The 14,408-nt window shown below is 64.3% G+C and carries 13 protein-coding genes; 3 read left to right on the top strand and 10 right to left on the bottom strand.

Annotation, left to right across the window (positions count from 1 at the left end; all coding sequences use genetic code 11):
- Positions 1-30: 30 nt before the first annotated feature.
- The 10 genes from V5N12_RS05640 to V5N12_RS05595 are packed head-to-tail and all read right to left on the bottom strand — an operon-like array spanning position 31 to position 8,186.
- Entirely contained in the window at positions 31-438 is a 408-nt protein-coding gene (locus V5N12_RS05640; RefSeq protein WP_332898175.1) for a hypothetical protein, read from the bottom strand.
- Between the two features lie 51 nt (positions 439-489).
- A complete protein-coding gene (locus V5N12_RS05635) occupies positions 490-1,986 on the bottom strand; it encodes a cobyric acid synthase (protein WP_332898174.1) in 1,497 nt (498 codons plus the stop codon).
- The gene (locus V5N12_RS05630; protein ID WP_332898173.1) at positions 1,983-2,684 is read right to left on the bottom strand and encodes a cob(I)yrinic acid a,c-diamide adenosyltransferase; all 702 of its coding nucleotides are present in this window, start codon (positions 2,682-2,684) and stop codon (positions 1,983-1,985) included. Before V5N12_RS05630 ends, V5N12_RS05635 begins: the two co-directional genes overlap by 4 nt.
- The gene (locus tag V5N12_RS05625; RefSeq protein ID WP_332898172.1) at positions 2,681-3,391 is read right to left on the bottom strand and encodes an adenosylcobinamide amidohydrolase; all 711 of its coding nucleotides are present in this window, start codon (positions 3,389-3,391) and stop codon (positions 2,681-2,683) included. Before V5N12_RS05625 ends, V5N12_RS05630 begins: the two co-directional genes overlap by 4 nt.
- On the bottom strand, positions 3,384-4,394 hold the full coding sequence (locus tag V5N12_RS05620) for a threonine-phosphate decarboxylase (RefSeq protein WP_332898171.1): 1,011 nt from the start codon (positions 4,392-4,394) through the stop codon (positions 3,384-3,386). Before V5N12_RS05620 ends, V5N12_RS05625 begins: the two co-directional genes overlap by 8 nt.
- The gene (gene cobT / locus V5N12_RS05615) at positions 4,384-5,382 is read right to left on the bottom strand and encodes a nicotinate mononucleotide-dependent phosphoribosyltransferase CobT (protein WP_332898170.1); all 999 of its coding nucleotides are present in this window, start codon (positions 5,380-5,382) and stop codon (positions 4,384-4,386) included. Before cobT ends, V5N12_RS05620 begins: the two co-directional genes overlap by 11 nt.
- Complete coding sequence (locus V5N12_RS05610) at positions 5,379-5,933, bottom strand: NTP transferase domain-containing protein (RefSeq protein WP_442904926.1); 555 nt, start codon at positions 5,931-5,933, stop codon at positions 5,379-5,381. Before V5N12_RS05610 ends, cobT begins: the two co-directional genes overlap by 4 nt.
- A complete protein-coding gene (gene cobS / locus V5N12_RS05605) occupies positions 5,918-6,661 on the bottom strand; it encodes an adenosylcobinamide-GDP ribazoletransferase (RefSeq protein ID WP_332898169.1) in 744 nt (247 codons plus the stop codon). Before cobS ends, V5N12_RS05610 begins: the two co-directional genes overlap by 16 nt.
- A complete protein-coding gene (gene cbiB / locus V5N12_RS05600; protein WP_332898168.1) occupies positions 6,652-7,548 on the bottom strand; it encodes an adenosylcobinamide-phosphate synthase CbiB in 897 nt (298 codons plus the stop codon). The genes cobS and cbiB overlap by 10 nt, the downstream gene beginning before the upstream one ends.
- A complete protein-coding gene (locus tag V5N12_RS05595) occupies positions 7,548-8,186 on the bottom strand; it encodes an HAD family hydrolase (RefSeq protein WP_332898167.1) in 639 nt (212 codons plus the stop codon). The genes cbiB and V5N12_RS05595 overlap by 1 nt, the downstream gene beginning before the upstream one ends.
- Before the next feature lie 258 nt (positions 8,187-8,444).
- On the opposite strand from V5N12_RS05595, the gene V5N12_RS05590 reads away from it, so the two are divergent.
- The 3 genes from V5N12_RS05590 to fdhF all read left to right on the top strand — a co-directional run bounded on the left by V5N12_RS05590 (position 8,445) and on the right by fdhF (position 14,408).
- Complete coding sequence (locus V5N12_RS05590; RefSeq protein WP_332898166.1) at positions 8,445-9,572, top strand: HAMP domain-containing sensor histidine kinase; 1,128 nt, start codon at positions 8,445-8,447, stop codon at positions 9,570-9,572.
- Positions 9,573-9,646: 74 nt separating this feature from the next.
- Positions 9,647-11,194 carry an NADH-ubiquinone oxidoreductase-F iron-sulfur binding region domain-containing protein gene (locus V5N12_RS05585; protein WP_332898165.1) on the top strand — a complete coding sequence of 516 codons (1,548 nt, stop codon included), beginning with the start codon at positions 9,647-9,649 and terminating at the stop codon, positions 11,192-11,194.
- A 1-nt stretch (position 11,195) separates the two neighbouring features.
- Complete coding sequence (fdhF, locus tag V5N12_RS05580; RefSeq protein ID WP_332898164.1) at positions 11,196-14,408, top strand: formate dehydrogenase subunit alpha; 3,213 nt, start codon at positions 11,196-11,198, stop codon at positions 14,406-14,408.

The raw sequence follows: 14,408 nt of genomic DNA, 5'->3' as shown, positions 1-14,408 counted from the left end.
TTTTCCCATTGCGCCAACAGGTTCGCCGACCTACGCTTTCTGCACCCAGACGTTCACGTCCTCGCGGATGTGGGCTGGCACCTCCACGTCATCGAAGTTTTCGAGGTGGATGGTGTACACGTCACCGCGCGCCGTGATGTGACCCGGCCCGAGGCTCTCGAAGTGCTGGCTGAGGCCGTCGTCCCACTGCTCTGCGATAATGTGACTGAGCATGGCGAACATCGCGTCCTCCTCAGAGATGCCGTAGCGACCCTGCGACTCGACGATTTTCACGCTGCAGGTCGGACACTGGTGAATCTCGTAACCGTCGGCCGTAGCGAAGATTTCTTCCTCGAAATCGATGGCAGCGAGGCGCTCTTCCATCTGGCCGTGGGTGCCACAGACGGCCTTTTCTTCGGGCTGGTCGCCGATGTAGAGGGGGTTGTAATCGTTGAGCATGTTCCGGTCTCCGTCTGGGCAGGTAATTGCGTTGTGGTCTCGGGTCAGTCGCTACTGACTATCGAAACATCCCGCAATAACATCTGAATCGAGATTTTCCATGACCAATCGCGCCGCCCGGTCTGCAGGGTCGTCAGTCGTTCCAAGCGCATTGGGAACCTGCTTGCCAGCAGCCGAAAACACCGCTTCTACGAACACACGACGAAGCGACTCGTTCTCGAACAGGCCGTGTAGGTACGTGCCGAGTATGCTCCCGGTCGCCGCGCTTTCTGGGCCAAGCGGCCGGGCCACCGATTCTGAGGCACTCGTCCGGCCCATGTGGATTTCGTACCCAGTGATGGTTCCCGTGAGACCCGCGAGTAAGCCACTGCCAGCCACCTCGCAGGTCGTCCGCGTCACGCGCTTTTCGGGCAGGAACTCGGTCGTAACTGGAAGCAGGCCGAATCCCCGAATCGCGCCGCGTTCGCGCGTGCTCTCGACTTCGACGTTCGTGAGGCGGTCGCCGAGCAGTTGAAAGCCGCCACAGATGCCCACGACCGGCCCATCAAAGGCGCAGATGCGCTCTCCGAATCCGGCGTCGCGGAGGGCGAGCAGGTCATCGACGGTGTTCTTCGTGCCCGGCAACACGACGGCGTCAGCCGTGTCGAGTGAGTCATCGAGGGGGACGAACGCGACGCGTACGCCCGGTTGTGCGGCGAGCGGTTCGAGGTCGGTGAAATTCGAGATGTGGGGTAGCCGAGGCACGGCAATCGTGATTGCATCCGGTTCGGAAACGCCGTCGTCAGCGCCCCACACCGCGAGTTCCGTTTCAGTAGGTAACGAAACGCTGTCCTCTTCGGGCAAGCCGGGGTCGTCGTAGGGAAGCACGCCGAGACACGGGACGCCGGTTCTCGCTTCCAGATCCGCAAGGCCGGAATCAAGCAGGCTCGGGTCGCCGCGGAACTTGGTGATGACGGTTCCAATCACACGTTCTCTGAGTTCCGCTGGCATCAATTCGAGCGTCCCGTAGAGACTCGCGAACACGCCACCGCGTTCGATATCCCCCAAAAGGAGGATGTCCGCGTCCGAGAACCGCGCGGTTTCTCGGTTGGCGAGGTCGTGGTCTGCGAGGTTGATTTCCGCGATGCTCCCCGCTCCCTCTGCGACGATAACGTCGTACTCAGCGGCGAGTCGCTCGAAGGATTCTTCGGCCGCGGATTTCGCCTGTTCCCACCCGTCTTCGTAGTAGGCTCCTGCCTCGAAGTTGCCGACCGCTTTGCCCTGAATCACGAGTTGGGACTGACCGTCGCCGCGCGGTTTGAGCAGGACGGGATTCATGTCCGTCGTCGCCGGAACCCGCGCCGCCCGCGCTTGGACGAACTGCGAGACGCCGATTTCGCCCCAGTCACCGTCGGGCGACAGGGCTACCCTGGCGTTGTTGCTCATGTTCTGGGCTTTGAACGGGGCGACCGACACACCCGCGTCAGCGAGGGCGCGACACAGGCCTGCGGCGACCGTGCTCTTGCCGACGTGGCTCGCGGTGCCCGCGACCAGAATCGTTCGCGTCAATACTCCGTCCCTCTCCTGGCGCGTTGGCCAGCGTCGAAGGGGTGTTTGTGCTTTTTCACCTCGGTCACGAGGTCTGCGCCCTCGAAAACGTACTCGGGTGGTTCGTGCCCGCCGGTCAACACGAGTTCGAGGTTCGGCGGTTTGTTTTCTACGAGTGCGACCACGGCCTCTGGTTCGACCAGCCCGCGATTCGCGGCGTAGAGAATCTCGTCTAAGATGAGCATGTGGACGCCCTCCTCGGGTTCACCGTCGAGCGCGAGTGGTTCGTCGAGCGACACACCCGACGCCCCCCAGAGCAACTCGCGTGCGCGGTCGAGCCCGGCTTTTGCGCGGGCTTCGTGTTCGTCGTCGTCGCTTTCGTCTAAAAAGCCGTGCCAGCCGTAACTCCCCGAGGTTTCGTAGGTGAATCCAGGGAAGGCGTCGATGGCGTTGTACTCGCCGCGCACGTCCTCGACGCTCGACGCGCCGCCTTTCATGAACTGCAGAAAGTGGACGCGATAGCCGTGGCCCGCGGCGCGAAAGCCCATGCCGAGTGCGGCGGTCGTTTTTCCTTTCCCGTTGCCCCACCACACAGACACCAGCCCGAACTCCTCTGGAGAGTTCGGTTCGATGGCGCGAGCAGTCGGCGTGCGGCCCTTTCCGGGCGTGTTTTTGAGCTGTGCGTCGCGTCGTGTTTCGTCTGAGTTTGAATCGGTCATCGGTATGGGTTAAAAGTGGTTGCGCGGTCAGTTGTGGTGACGCCGTATTTGGCGTCTGCAACGCTCGTTGGCATCGGCTTGTCGGGGTTCCCCGCGTAGCGGGCGGCGAGCGAGGCACTCACCGCTTCGCGCACGCAGGCCCGTGCGGCGGTTCCGACGGGCGTCGAACTTCCGGTGAACGTGGCGTCCTCGCCTGCGGGGTCAGCGCCGACGATGACCGCGTCAGTCGTCGTGCCGGTGAACCCAGTTTTCGCGTGCAAGGTCGCGGTCTTCGCCTCGACAGCAACGCCGAGGAGCGTCGCCATCGCGTCGTCCGCGAGCGCGCGGTCGGTGCAGAGAATGACGTTCACGGTTCCCGCCTCCGGCCCTTCGACAGGCGACGATGGTTCACCCGACGGTTCCATCGGAAGCGCCGCCGGATTCGAGACGCCCGCAGTGGCAAAGGCGACGACGCCGTCCAGCCGCGCACCCCGGAGGTGTTCCATATCGACGCCCGTGAACAGCGTCGGCCCCGAGCCGGTGAAGCCAGCCTGCGCTCTGCGCTCTCTGGCGTACGCGCTGAGGTCGGTGTGTTCCCACCCCTCCGGAACGCTCACGTTGAACGCGGCGTCGGCGTCGGCGAATCCACCGTTCCACCCGGTCGAAAGCCAGCGGCCACCGGGCTGAGAGACGCAAAGTACCTCCTCGCAGACGGTTGGCTCAAACATCGCGGAGCACCGCCAGCAGTTCGTCGTTTTCCTCAGGTAAGCGAACCGCGACCCGAACGTGCGAGTCGAGGCTGCGGAACGTCGTCGCGTCGCGGATGGCAATATCGTGGGCCAATGTGTGGTCGAGGAGGTTCGCCACGTCCCTGTCGCCAACGTCAAGCAAGAGGTACGGTGCGTCCGAGGGGTGTACCTCGAACTGTTCTGCGAGCGCCGCCGTCATGCGCTCGCGCTCGTTCGTCACGCGAGTTCTGGTCGCTGCGATGAACTCGGTTTCGCGCATACAGAACGCGCCGACGGCGAGCGCGGGCGTGCTCATGTTCCACGACCGACGGGCGGTGAGCAGCGCGTCTCGCAGCCCGCCATCAGCCACCGCAAAACCAGCGCGGATGCCCGGCAGGCCAAACAGTTTGGTGAGCGAGCGCGCCACGATGACGCCCGGTTCGCCCGCGAGCGAGGGGTGGTCGGTGAACCCGAGAAACGCCTCGTCTACCAGCAGTGGCGTGCTGGCTTCGTGGCAGGCACGGGCAAATTCGCGGAGCGAGTCCGGGTCGTACGCGTCTCCCGTCGGATTGTTCGGGTTGCACACGATGGCGAGCGCATGTCCCTCCGGGTCGGTTTCGAGCAGTTCGTCATGTGGCACGAACTCGGGCTGTGCTCCCTGTAGCTGTACTTCCCGGGCGTACTCGCCAAAGCTCGGGTACGGGACGAGCACGGAGTCGCCGGGTGAGACGGTGCACTCGATGGCGAGGCGAATCGCGGCGAGGCCGCCCGGCGTCGGGATAGTTTGAGTTGAGTCACAACCGACGTATTCTGCCGCCGCCTCCCGGTAGGCCGCGGGCGGTTCTTGCGGGTAGGTTCGCGCCTGCTCGAAGGCGGTTTCGTACACCTCGCGGACGCCCCGTGGCACGAGTGGGTTCGTGTTCGCGCTGAAATCAAGGACGGTTGGGTCGTCGCTGCTGCCGTGGGGAACCCGACCCGTCGCGCGAATCGCCTCAGGCTCCATTCGCTCCCACCAGCCGGTCGTAGCACTCGACGAGTTGTTCTCGAATGGCTGCCATCGAAACCCCGCGTTCTACGGCGACGGCGAGCGCCCCGCCCATGCCCGCGCCCTCCTTTGCAACGCCCGCGCAGTAGTGCTCCATGGCGACGTGTTCTTGGTAATCGAATCCGGGGTCGGTGACGGTGAAGGTGAGGCCGAGGTCGGCCGCAGCCCCTTCGACATCGGACGACGGGTCGGCTGCGACGAACGACGTGGTGGCGAGTTCGAGCGGGGCTTCGATTCCTCCGTGTCGGACGAGCGCGGCGGCCGCAATCTGTTGGGTGCCGCCGGCGAGCGTGACGCGCGCGCCCCGAGACAGCGCGCCGACGGCGATGCCGGACACCGCCGCGAGCATCGGGTCGCCCATCTGCCGCACTGCTTCGAGGGGGCGTTCTGCGCAGTCGCCGGGCGCAAGGTTACTCGCAGTGAGGCCCTCCTCCACGACGCGTTCTTTCAGCGATTGGGGATTCTCGGGGAGCGACGAGGAGGTTGCGTGAGGTTCGCCGAGTGCGGTGAGCACGCCGAGCGCCGTCGTCGTCCCGCCCGGAATGGTCTCTCCGATGACGAGGTGGTCGTCGGGGAGCGATTCGCCGAGTTCGACGCCGCGGTCGTAGATGGCCTGAGCGTTCGGGACGGGGTCTCGATTTCGAATGTCGCCGCCCGGTCGGTCGCCGAGGTCGACGGTTGGTGCGCCCGTCTGTGCGGCGAGTCCCGCGTCCACGACCAGCAGTGGAAAGTCCGTGCATTCGCGTACCGCGCGCGTGACGATTGCGGGGGTAGGACAGCCGTCCGGGCTGACGGGCACGACCGGTGCGAGCGTGGGTTCGCCGTACTCGATGAGTTCGGCGTCTGCGGGGGGCGTGTGCGCCATCAGCGTCCGGGTCGCGCCAGCGGCACTGATACCCTCGATTTGGGCGGTTTCGGTCGCGGCGCAGGCGAGGACGAACCTCATCGCCACGCCTCCGCAATCTGGGCGTCTGTTGGTCGATTCACGTTCACTGCCAGTCGTGGGTCAGCTGCAAGATACATGGTTTCAGAGTCGGAGGGGGCAACGATGTTCACGCCCGTCGGCGCGACGGCTTGCCCCTCGTGGTCGAAGGTCAGGTCGGCGCTCACGCCGAGTCGGGATTTGAGCGCGGCGGGGACACAGACGGTGAGCGAGTCGCCGTCGTAGGCGTCGAGGATGGCGTTGAGAACCTCACCCGTGAGCAACGGCAGGTCGGCGGCGACGGTGAGGACGGGTTTCGAGACGCGAGAGAGGGCGTACCCTAGGTCTTCGACGTAGCCCTCGCCGGGCGTCTCGATGTGCGGGAGCGAGTCGAGGTGGCGGGCGGTTTCGGGGGTGTGCGGTGAGACGACAGCGACGGTGCGCTCGATATTGCTCTCTTCGAGCGCAGTGATGACGGCATCGACCATCGGTACACCGGCGATTTCGTAGAGCGGTTTTTCCACGTCGGCGGTGAGGCGGGTGCCCCGGCCACCGCACATCACCAGCGCATCCATGCGACCACCCCCGCGTGGAGCGCGACGACGCGCGCGAGTTCGTTGGTTGCGCCGAGTACGTCGCCGCTCACGCCGCCGAGGGTGCGGTTCGCCCACCAGAACACGACGAGTGCGGTTGCGAGTCCGGCGACGAGCGCGACGGCCGCCGTTGGTGTCGGCCACGAAAGCGCCACGACGGGAAGTGAGACGAACAGCGGGAGGGCAAACGAGCGCGGGCCAAGCGGTTCGGTGAGTGCGGAGCCGAGCCCCTCGTGGGCGGCCGTCCCGAAGCACGCGACCAGCACCATCCCGAGTTTGGCGCTGACCTCGGCGGCGACGACAACAGAGAGCGCCGCGAGTGGAAGGCTCACAAGCGAGAATCCGGCGGTTGCGACGCCGAGAAACACGATACAAACGGCGAGAACGGCTCCGACCCCGACGGTCGTATCGCGCATGACTTCGCGTCTGCGTTCTGGGCCGCCGTGGACCGCGAGCGCGTCACCGAGGTCTGCCACGCCGTCTGCGTGGTTGATGCCGGTGACGACGAGCAGCCAGCAGACGAACACGATGGCTGCCGTCGCTGGTGGAAGTGGGAGGAGCAAAGGCACAGCGAGGAGCCCACCGATGACGTACCCCGCGAGCGGGAACGCGGCCGGCGTTCGCAGAAAGGCCTCCCACGCCGTTCCGGTCTGTCCGACGGGAACCTGCGAAAGGAAGCCGAGCGCGCCCTTGAGGGCAGTCAGAACCACGCAATCACCCCGGCGAGGAAAAAGGCGAGGACGCACGCGACGTTCACGATGCGGACGCCGCGGGTTGCCCTCTCAGAACTCGGCAGCGATGCCTCGGGATTCAGCGTGTAGGTGTCGGGTTTTCGCAGTTGGGCGTTCGTCGCCGCGGCGAGCGTCGCCATCGGCCAGCCAGAATTGGGTGACGGCGGTGCGTGTGCCCACCGTCGAGCCACGGAGAGCGCGCGCAGATTCCCGGCGGCGAGCGCGAGCAAGAGGGCACTCGCGCGGGCGGGAAGCCACATCACCGCGTCGTCGAGGCGGGCGCTCGCGGTGCCGTGGGGTTTGTCTGGATAGCCGAGCATCGAATCGAGCGTGTTCACAGCTTTCACCCACACCGCACCAGCGACGCCGGCGGCGAGCGAGACCTGCACGCCGAGGGCGAACGCGAGCAGAGGTGCGACGAGGCCGTCTGCGAGATTTTCGGCCGCGCTCTCGACCGCGCCGCTACGGAGTTCGCCCGGCGAGAGATTGGTGGTGTCTCGACCGACGAGACCGCGGATATGGCTGCGTACGGTCGGATCATCCGCATCGATGGCCGCGAGCACGTCACGGGCGAGCGAGACGAGCATCGACCGACTCGTGGTCGAAAACAGCCAGAGTCCGGCAATGAGCGCGGCGAGCAGGGGCGTAGAGATGACGAAAATCGTGCTTGCGGCGACGAACCCCGCCGCGAGTGGAAAAAAGAGTGCGATCGCCGCGCCGACGAGTGTTGGCGTGCGCCAATCGCGGTCGAGCGGCGCGATGAGTCGGCCGAACATCGCCACGGGGTGAACGCGTGCGGGTGGCTCCGCAAAGCGCGCATCGAGCGCGAACGCGAGTCCCACGGCGAGGACGGCCGACAATCCCATCAGTGCGCCTCCAACCAGTCGGGGAACTCAGTGAGGGGGACGTCGTCTAGCAGGACGGCGGTTGCGCCCGCAGCTGTCGCACCGCCGTCGGTCGCGGGGTCGTCGCCGACGTGAATCAAGTCCTCGATAGGTGTGTCGAGCATTCGGGCCACCGACTCGAACGCGCGGGCGTCGGGTTTGCGCCAGCCACAGCCGAGGCTCGTCATGATACAGTCGAACATCGGTGGGTAGAGGTCAGAGCGAATGAGCGTCCGGTTTGCGAGGTCGGGGACGCTGCAGTTCGAGAGGATGGCGACCGGGCCGCGGTCTGCGGCGGCTTTGACGGCTTCGACGGCTCCCTCGCGGGTGGTCACCTCCGGGTCGAACGCGGCGACGAGCGCCCGGCGAACCACGTTGCCGTGGCCGTCGCCACCGGTTCTGAAATCCACGTCACGGCTGCGGAGTGCGGCGTTGACGTGGGCCGGAAGCGGCACTTCCGCGCCGTCGGGGGCGTCGATGTGTACCTCGTGGTAGGCGTCCTCCCAATCGTCGGGAACGGCGACGTTTCTCGCGGCCAGTTCCGCGCCGACGGCGGCGGCCGGATTCTCCGGATACTCAGCCTCAACGAGCGTCCCGAACAGGTCGAACGAGACGCTCATCGCTGCCTCCGACTTGACGAATGCTGCGGTAGGTTGGGGAGCATGCGCTGAAACACAGTTGGTGTGACCTCTACACAAACCAATAAAAATGTATCTAAGACAAGTAGGTTTGTCTTGTACGTGACGACAGCAGCTTGGAGCTGACACAGGCATATTTGGCGAATTTTTGATGTATGCGTGGTCGCGTCCGTCAGATGGGTAATATGTGCATCATTAGCACAATAATTAAGCACGCTGAATGAGACGATAGAGCCAGACGTGTCAACTCGCACGCTTCCTTTCGCCGCATCCATCGTTAGCATCGCCGGTCTCGGAGTGGCACTATTCACCTTTTTTATTCTACATTTAACATTCGTAGACGAAATCGAGCACCTGTTCGACCCCCACCATATCGTGGAGTTGGGGTTGCTCACGTTGTTCCCAACGTCGCTGCTCCTAGGAGTGAGCTGGCTCTCGAAGAAATCGTTTCGGGAAACTGTCCGTCGTCGGATTGCTGGATGGGTGTTTGGCAGCATGCTCTCTGTGGGGGCCTTGGCTTTGCTCGTCCTGTACGCGATTGAAATCCCCCTTCTCAGTGAGAAAGCGAGTTTCATGCTGCCGGTTGCCGCAGGTATCGGGGCAAATGCGGGCTTCATTATCGGCACGAACGAAGCCCGTGCGATACAGCACGCAGACGCAAGCGCCCGGGCAGAGCTGTCAGCCGAGTTCGCAGAGGCAGAGCGGGTCCGCCTCAAACACCTAAACGACCTGTTGCGCCACGACATCCTGAACTCGGTGATGGTGATTCAAGCGATGGCAGACGTGTTGCTCGAATCGAATCCCGACGAAACCGCCCGCGACCGCCTCGAACGGATTCGCCGCCAGAGCGACCTCGTCACCGAACTCATCCAGAACGTGCGGGTCCTCGCCCAGCTACCGACCGACGAATACGAACTCGAAGCAGTCGACCTCACGGAAATTCTTACGGTCGAAATAGCAGCGCTCAACGAAGCGTATCCGGCTGCGACAATCGACCTCACGATACCGGAGGACGTCTACGTCCACGCAGATGCGCTGGTCGGGTCGATATTCATGAACCTCGTCAGAAACGGCATCATCCACAACGACAGCGACGCACCGCACGTTTCGCTCACCGTGACGAAAGCCGACGACACCGTGTCGGTTCGCGTCGAAGACAACGGCCCCGGCCTCCCTGCGTACGTCATGGACACCCTGTTTGAACAGCAAGAACACACAGACCACGGCCTCGGCCTCTACCTCGTGAAAACCCTCGTAGAGAAGTACGACGGAACCATCTCGCTCACCTCGACGGGCGACGAAGGAACGGTGTTTACCGTCGCGCTCTCGGCGGTCAGCGCCTCCGACCCGCTCTCGATTAGACAGTGAAATCCGCCTGCAAGCGAGTCGCTGTGGTACGCCGTGCCACAAGCCTTTCCTCTGTTGCATCCGCACCGCTAGTAATGGCAGACACACAGGGTGCGGTGGGGCGCTCCTCGATACTTCGGGTCTGTGGCGATGGCGAGGCTAGCGACCGGCTCAGGGCCGTGGCCGCGCAGACGGCGACAGACACACCAGTCGTTGCCGTGGGTTCGACCGGCCTGTCCGGCATCGAACCGCTCGTCGCGCTCACCCGCGACGGCGCGACCGAGTTCTACACACAACCCGACGATGACACGCTTTCTGACGCGATTTCCGAATTCGAAGACGGAACGCTCGCAGACGACCACGCAGATTTCTCCGTGACCCACGAGGCGACGCAGTGGACGTTCCCCGTCCCCGAGTCAGGACCGCCCTCGGTCGGGGTGCGACGCACCCTTGGCCGCTGTGGCTGGGTCATCCCGGATGCACCCGCAGATTACGACGCCTTTGCGTTCAGACACGCGCAAGAGGTGGGTGAGGAGGCAACCACGCGACTTCGAACGCTCGGCGTACTCGGGCGCGGACGCGGCGACGGCCGCACCGACCAACCCATCACCGAGGCGTGGGACACCGCCCGAGAGACCGCGGGCGACCCGGTCGTGGTCGTGAATGCAAACGAGAGCGACCCGCGAAACCAGACCGACCGAACCCTGCTCTGTGGTGCGCCCATCGACATCCTCGACGCCGCGCTCGCCGTCGCGCAGGTGGTGGGCGAAGACGAAGCTGCAGATGTGGTGTTCTACCTAAACGAAACGGACGAACTCGCCCAACGGCGGGTGCGAGATGCGGTCGCCGCCCTCGAAGCCGCGTTCGACCTGCCAACGACGCCCGAAGTCGTCTGTGGCCCCGACCGCTTTATCGCCGGTGAGATGACGATGGCGCTCGAAGCGATGGAGGGCAACGACCGCCTCGAAGCGCGACTTCGGCCGCCATCGCCCGCCGCGTACGGGTTGTACGGCCGTCCCACCGTCATTCACACGCCGCGGACGCTCGCACAGGTGCGCGAGGCACTCCTGTCACCCGACCACTTTGACGCAGACAGCACAGACCCCGGCACACGCCTCGTGACCGTGACGGGTGGCGAAGCGAGCGCAACCGTCGAACTCGCTCCCGACGACTCGCTCTCTGCGGTTCAGGATGCAGTGTCCTTCTCCGAGTCGCTCAAACTCGCCTGCGTCGGCGGGCAGTTCGGGGGTCTCACACGAACGCTCGACGTTGCTGCGAATGCACCCGCACTTTTGGACGCAAATCTCGGCACCGATGGAGTCGTCGAACTGTTCGGCGCAGACACCTGCCCGGTCGCGCTCGCAGGGACGCGCTCGCGCTTCGCTGCAGAGGAAAACTGCGGGCGGTGCGTGCCGTGTCGAGAGGGGGCGACGCAGTTGGTGACCCTGCTCAGGAGCGTCTACGATGGCGACTATGACGACGGAAAAATCCGTGAATTGGCTCGCGTCATGCGCGAGACGAGTACGTGCGACTTCGGCCAGATGGCCTCGCGGCCGGTGACGTCGGCGATGGCCGCCTTCGAGCGCGAGTTTATCGAACACGCCGCCGGGCGCTGTCCGACCGGCGTGTGCGAGGAGGTGTGAGATGAGTACCGACAAGCAAGACCCACTCCCCGGCGTGCCGCGCATCGACGACCCCCGAACGAGCACCCCCCTCACCGAGACGTTCAATCCGGGGACAGCCAGCGACCCCGAGGTGGGCACGACGGGCGAGGAGATGACGACCGTCACTGTCGATGGAACCCCCGTCGCGCTCCCGCCCGGATCGACCATCATCGACGCACTCGGGAGCGTTGACACGGCCGCGACCGTCCCCGCTCTCTGTTATTACGACCGCCACGAGGCGGGTGAGTCGTGTCGAACCGACGCCGCAGACGGCATTGGCCCGCGAAGCGAGTGTCGCACCTGCATGGTCGAAACCGACGCGCACGGACTGGTTCCGGCGTGCAGTTTCCCGGCCGAAGACGGGCTTTCGGTCACGACGGACGCGAGCGGAGCGACTGAAGCCCGCGACGTGAATCTCGACCTCGTGCTCTCGAATCACAACCTCCGGTGTACGACGTGCAACCAGAACGGTCGGTGTGAACTCCAGGACGCGAGCATCGAAAACGACGTGATGCATCCGCGTTACGGCGTGTTCGACGACCGCGACGAGTACGAACCGCTCGACAATTCACATCCGTTCATCCAGGTCGACCGCAACAAATGCATCCTGTGTACGCGGTGCGTCGATGCCTGCAACGACGTACAGATGGAGGGTATCCTCCGCATCGAAGGGTCGGGCTCGGATACCCGGATTGCCTTCCAGAACGGTGCGGAGGCGATGGCCGACTCTGAGTGCGTCTCGTGCGGTCATTGTGAAACCGTCTGTCCAACTGGGTCGCTCACGGCGAAGGGGATGGCCAATCTGGCGACGCTGCCGATTCCCGGCTTCAACCAGCGCAACTCGATTGGGAACGTCATCGAACACGAGAAGGCGGAGACTGCGGTACAAAACGACGCCCCGAATCGCGGCATCGGCGGGATGAGCGAGACGGAAGTCGCCGAAAAATCCGGCGTCGCGCGGATGATGGCGCGGGCGAAACAGCGTGCCCGAAAGACGGCTGATGGGCTGGGCGAGAAGGCGATGAAAACGGTCGAACACACCGCAGAAGACCTCGCGGCGCGAACTCTCCCCGAAGGCTATCTGTTCTCGGTGGCGAACGCCGTGAGCGACGTGCGCCTGCGGAGCGTCGAGAAGACCGAAACGACGTGTGGCTACTGCTCTGTCGGATGCAGATTCGACGTGTACACCAAACACGACGACTTCCTCGGGGTTCAGCCAACCGACCCCGACGTGGCCCCCGTAAACGACTTTTCGACCTGCGTGAAGGGGAAATTCGGCTACGAGTTCGTGGACGCGGACGACCGCCTGACGAAGCCGCTGATTCGCGGTGCGGACGGCGCGTTCCACGAAGCGTCGTGGGACGAGGCGCTAGACCGGGTGGTCGAAGGCTTCACCGAGATTCGAGACGAATCCGGCCCCGATTCGCTCGTCTGCTTTGCCTCCTCTAAGTGTACCAACGAAGAGGACTATCTGATGCAGAAGTTCGCCCGGCAAGTGCTGGGAACCAAGAATATCGACAACTGCGCCCGACTGTGTCACTCCTCGACCGTCGCCGCGCTCAAACAGACGGTGGGCTTTGGCGCGATGACCAACCGCATCAACGAGGACATCGGGAAGACCGACGCCTACCTCATCACCGGGTCGAACACCACCGAGAGTCATCCTGTGCTTGCGACGCGCATCAAACAGAACGTAGACGCGGGCGCGGACTTGGTCGTGTTCGACCCGCGCAAAGTCGGCATTGGCGAGCATGCAACCCAGTTCACGCGCGTGAAACCCGGCTACGACGTGGCGTGGATTAGCGGTCTGACGCGCTACATCATCGACCACGACCTCCACGACGAGGCGTTCATCGAGGAGCATACGAAGCACTTTGACGAGTTAGTTGAAAAGGTCGAACCGTTCACGCCCGAGGAAGTCGAGCGGCTCACGGACGTTCCGCCCGCCGAACTCGAACAGGCCGCAGAGACGCTCGCGGCCGCAGAAAACGTCGTCTTCGGCTGGGCGATGGGCATGACCCAACACTCCCACGGCACCCAGAACGTTCTCGCGCTCGCCAATCTCGCGCTCACGCTCGGGCAGGTCGGCAAGGAGAAAGCCGGGCTCTCGCCGTTCCGTGGCCACAACAACGTCCAAGGTGGGGGCGGCGACATGGGCACGCTCCCGAACTCTCTGCCAGGATATCAGGACGTGACCGACGAATCGGTGTTGGACAAATTCGAGGAGGCGTGGGGCGTCCGCCCGCCGAACGAGGTGGGCCTGAAAGTCCCGGAAGCGTTCGACGAAGTCCACGAGGGCAACGTTCGCGGCATGTACATCATGGGTGAGAATCCGGCGCTTTCAGAGCCGGACATCAGCCACGCCGAGAAAGCCCTCGCTGACCTCGGCTTCCTCGTCGTCCAAGACATCTTCCCGACCGAAACGACCCAGTACGCAGACGTGATTCTGCCTGCGGCCGCGTTCCCCGAAAAAGACGGCACCTTCACGAACACCGAACGCCGCGTCCAGCTCGTCGGCAAGGCGATGAACCCACCCGGCGAGGCGAGACAGGACTACGAGATTTTGCAAGCGCTCGCAAACCGGATGGGCTTCGACTGGGAGTACGACCATCCCGCGGACATCATGGACGAGATTGCCGAGGTGACACCCATCTACGGCGGCATCGACCACGACCGCCTCGCCACCGAAGGCGGCCTCCAGTGGCCGTGCTGGGACAAATCCCATCCGGGCACGCCCTTCCTCTACGAGGACGGCTTCAACTTCGAGGACGGCAAGGCGCGATTCGTCCCCGCCGACATGGGACAGCCCGGCGAGTTGCCCGGCGAGGAGTACCCGCTCACGATGACGACGGGGCGCGTCCTCTATCACTTCCACACGGGAACGCTCACCCGGCGCGTCGAAGGCATCATGTCCCACATCGGTGAGAGTTTCGTGGAGATTCACCCCGAGACCGCAGCGGCGCTCGGCATTGCAGATGGCGACTACGTAACCGTCGAATCGAAGCGCGGCGAGATTACCGTGAAAGCCGTCGTCACCGACCGCCCCGGCAAGGGCGTCGTGTTCATCCCGATGCACTTCGCGGCGGGGGCGGTGAACCGCCTCACCAACGAGGCGTTTGACGAGGTGAGCGGTATTCCCGAGTACAAGGTGGCGAGCGTGCGCGTCAGCCCGGCCGACCCAGTGGAGGACTAA

It is taken from the genome of Haladaptatus sp. CMSO5 (assembly GCF_036689885.1).
Classification (GTDB): domain Archaea; phylum Halobacteriota; class Halobacteria; order Halobacteriales; family Halococcaceae; genus QDMS2.
The sequence above is the reverse complement of the archived record's forward strand: the minus strand, read 5'-3'. Positions and strand labels throughout refer to the sequence as shown.

Bases quoted from the DNA above. Each gene is read 5' to 3' on its own strand.
- V5N12_RS05610 (WP_442904926.1), bottom strand. From the start codon at position 5,933: ATGGATGCGCTGGTGATGTGCGGTGGCCGGGGCACCCGCCTCACCGCC.
- V5N12_RS05640 (WP_332898175.1), bottom strand. From the start codon at position 438: ATGCTCAACGATTACAACCCCCTCTACATCGGCGACCAGCCCGAAGAA.
- fdhF (WP_332898164.1), top strand. From the start codon at position 11,196: ATGAGTACCGACAAGCAAGACCCACTCCCCGGCGTGCCGCGCATCGAC.
- V5N12_RS05620 (WP_332898171.1), bottom strand. From the start codon at position 4,394: ATGGAGCCTGAGGCGATTCGCGCGACGGGTCGGGTTCCCCACGGCAGC.
- cbiB (WP_332898168.1), bottom strand. From the start codon at position 7,548: ATGGGATTGTCGGCCGTCCTCGCCGTGGGACTCGCGTTCGCGCTCGAT.
- cobT (WP_332898170.1), bottom strand. From the start codon at position 5,382: ATGAGGTTCGTCCTCGCCTGCGCCGCGACCGAAACCGCCCAAATCGAG.
- V5N12_RS05625 (WP_332898172.1), bottom strand. From the start codon at position 3,391: ATGTTTGAGCCAACCGTCTGCGAGGAGGTACTTTGCGTCTCTCAGCCC.
- V5N12_RS05585 (WP_332898165.1), top strand. From the start codon at position 9,647: ATGGCAGACACACAGGGTGCGGTGGGGCGCTCCTCGATACTTCGGGTC.
- V5N12_RS05630 (WP_332898173.1), bottom strand. From the start codon at position 2,684: ATGACCGATTCAAACTCAGACGAAACACGACGCGACGCACAGCTCAAA.
- V5N12_RS05595 (WP_332898167.1), bottom strand. From the start codon at position 8,186: ATGAGCGTCTCGTTCGACCTGTTCGGGACGCTCGTTGAGGCTGAGTAT.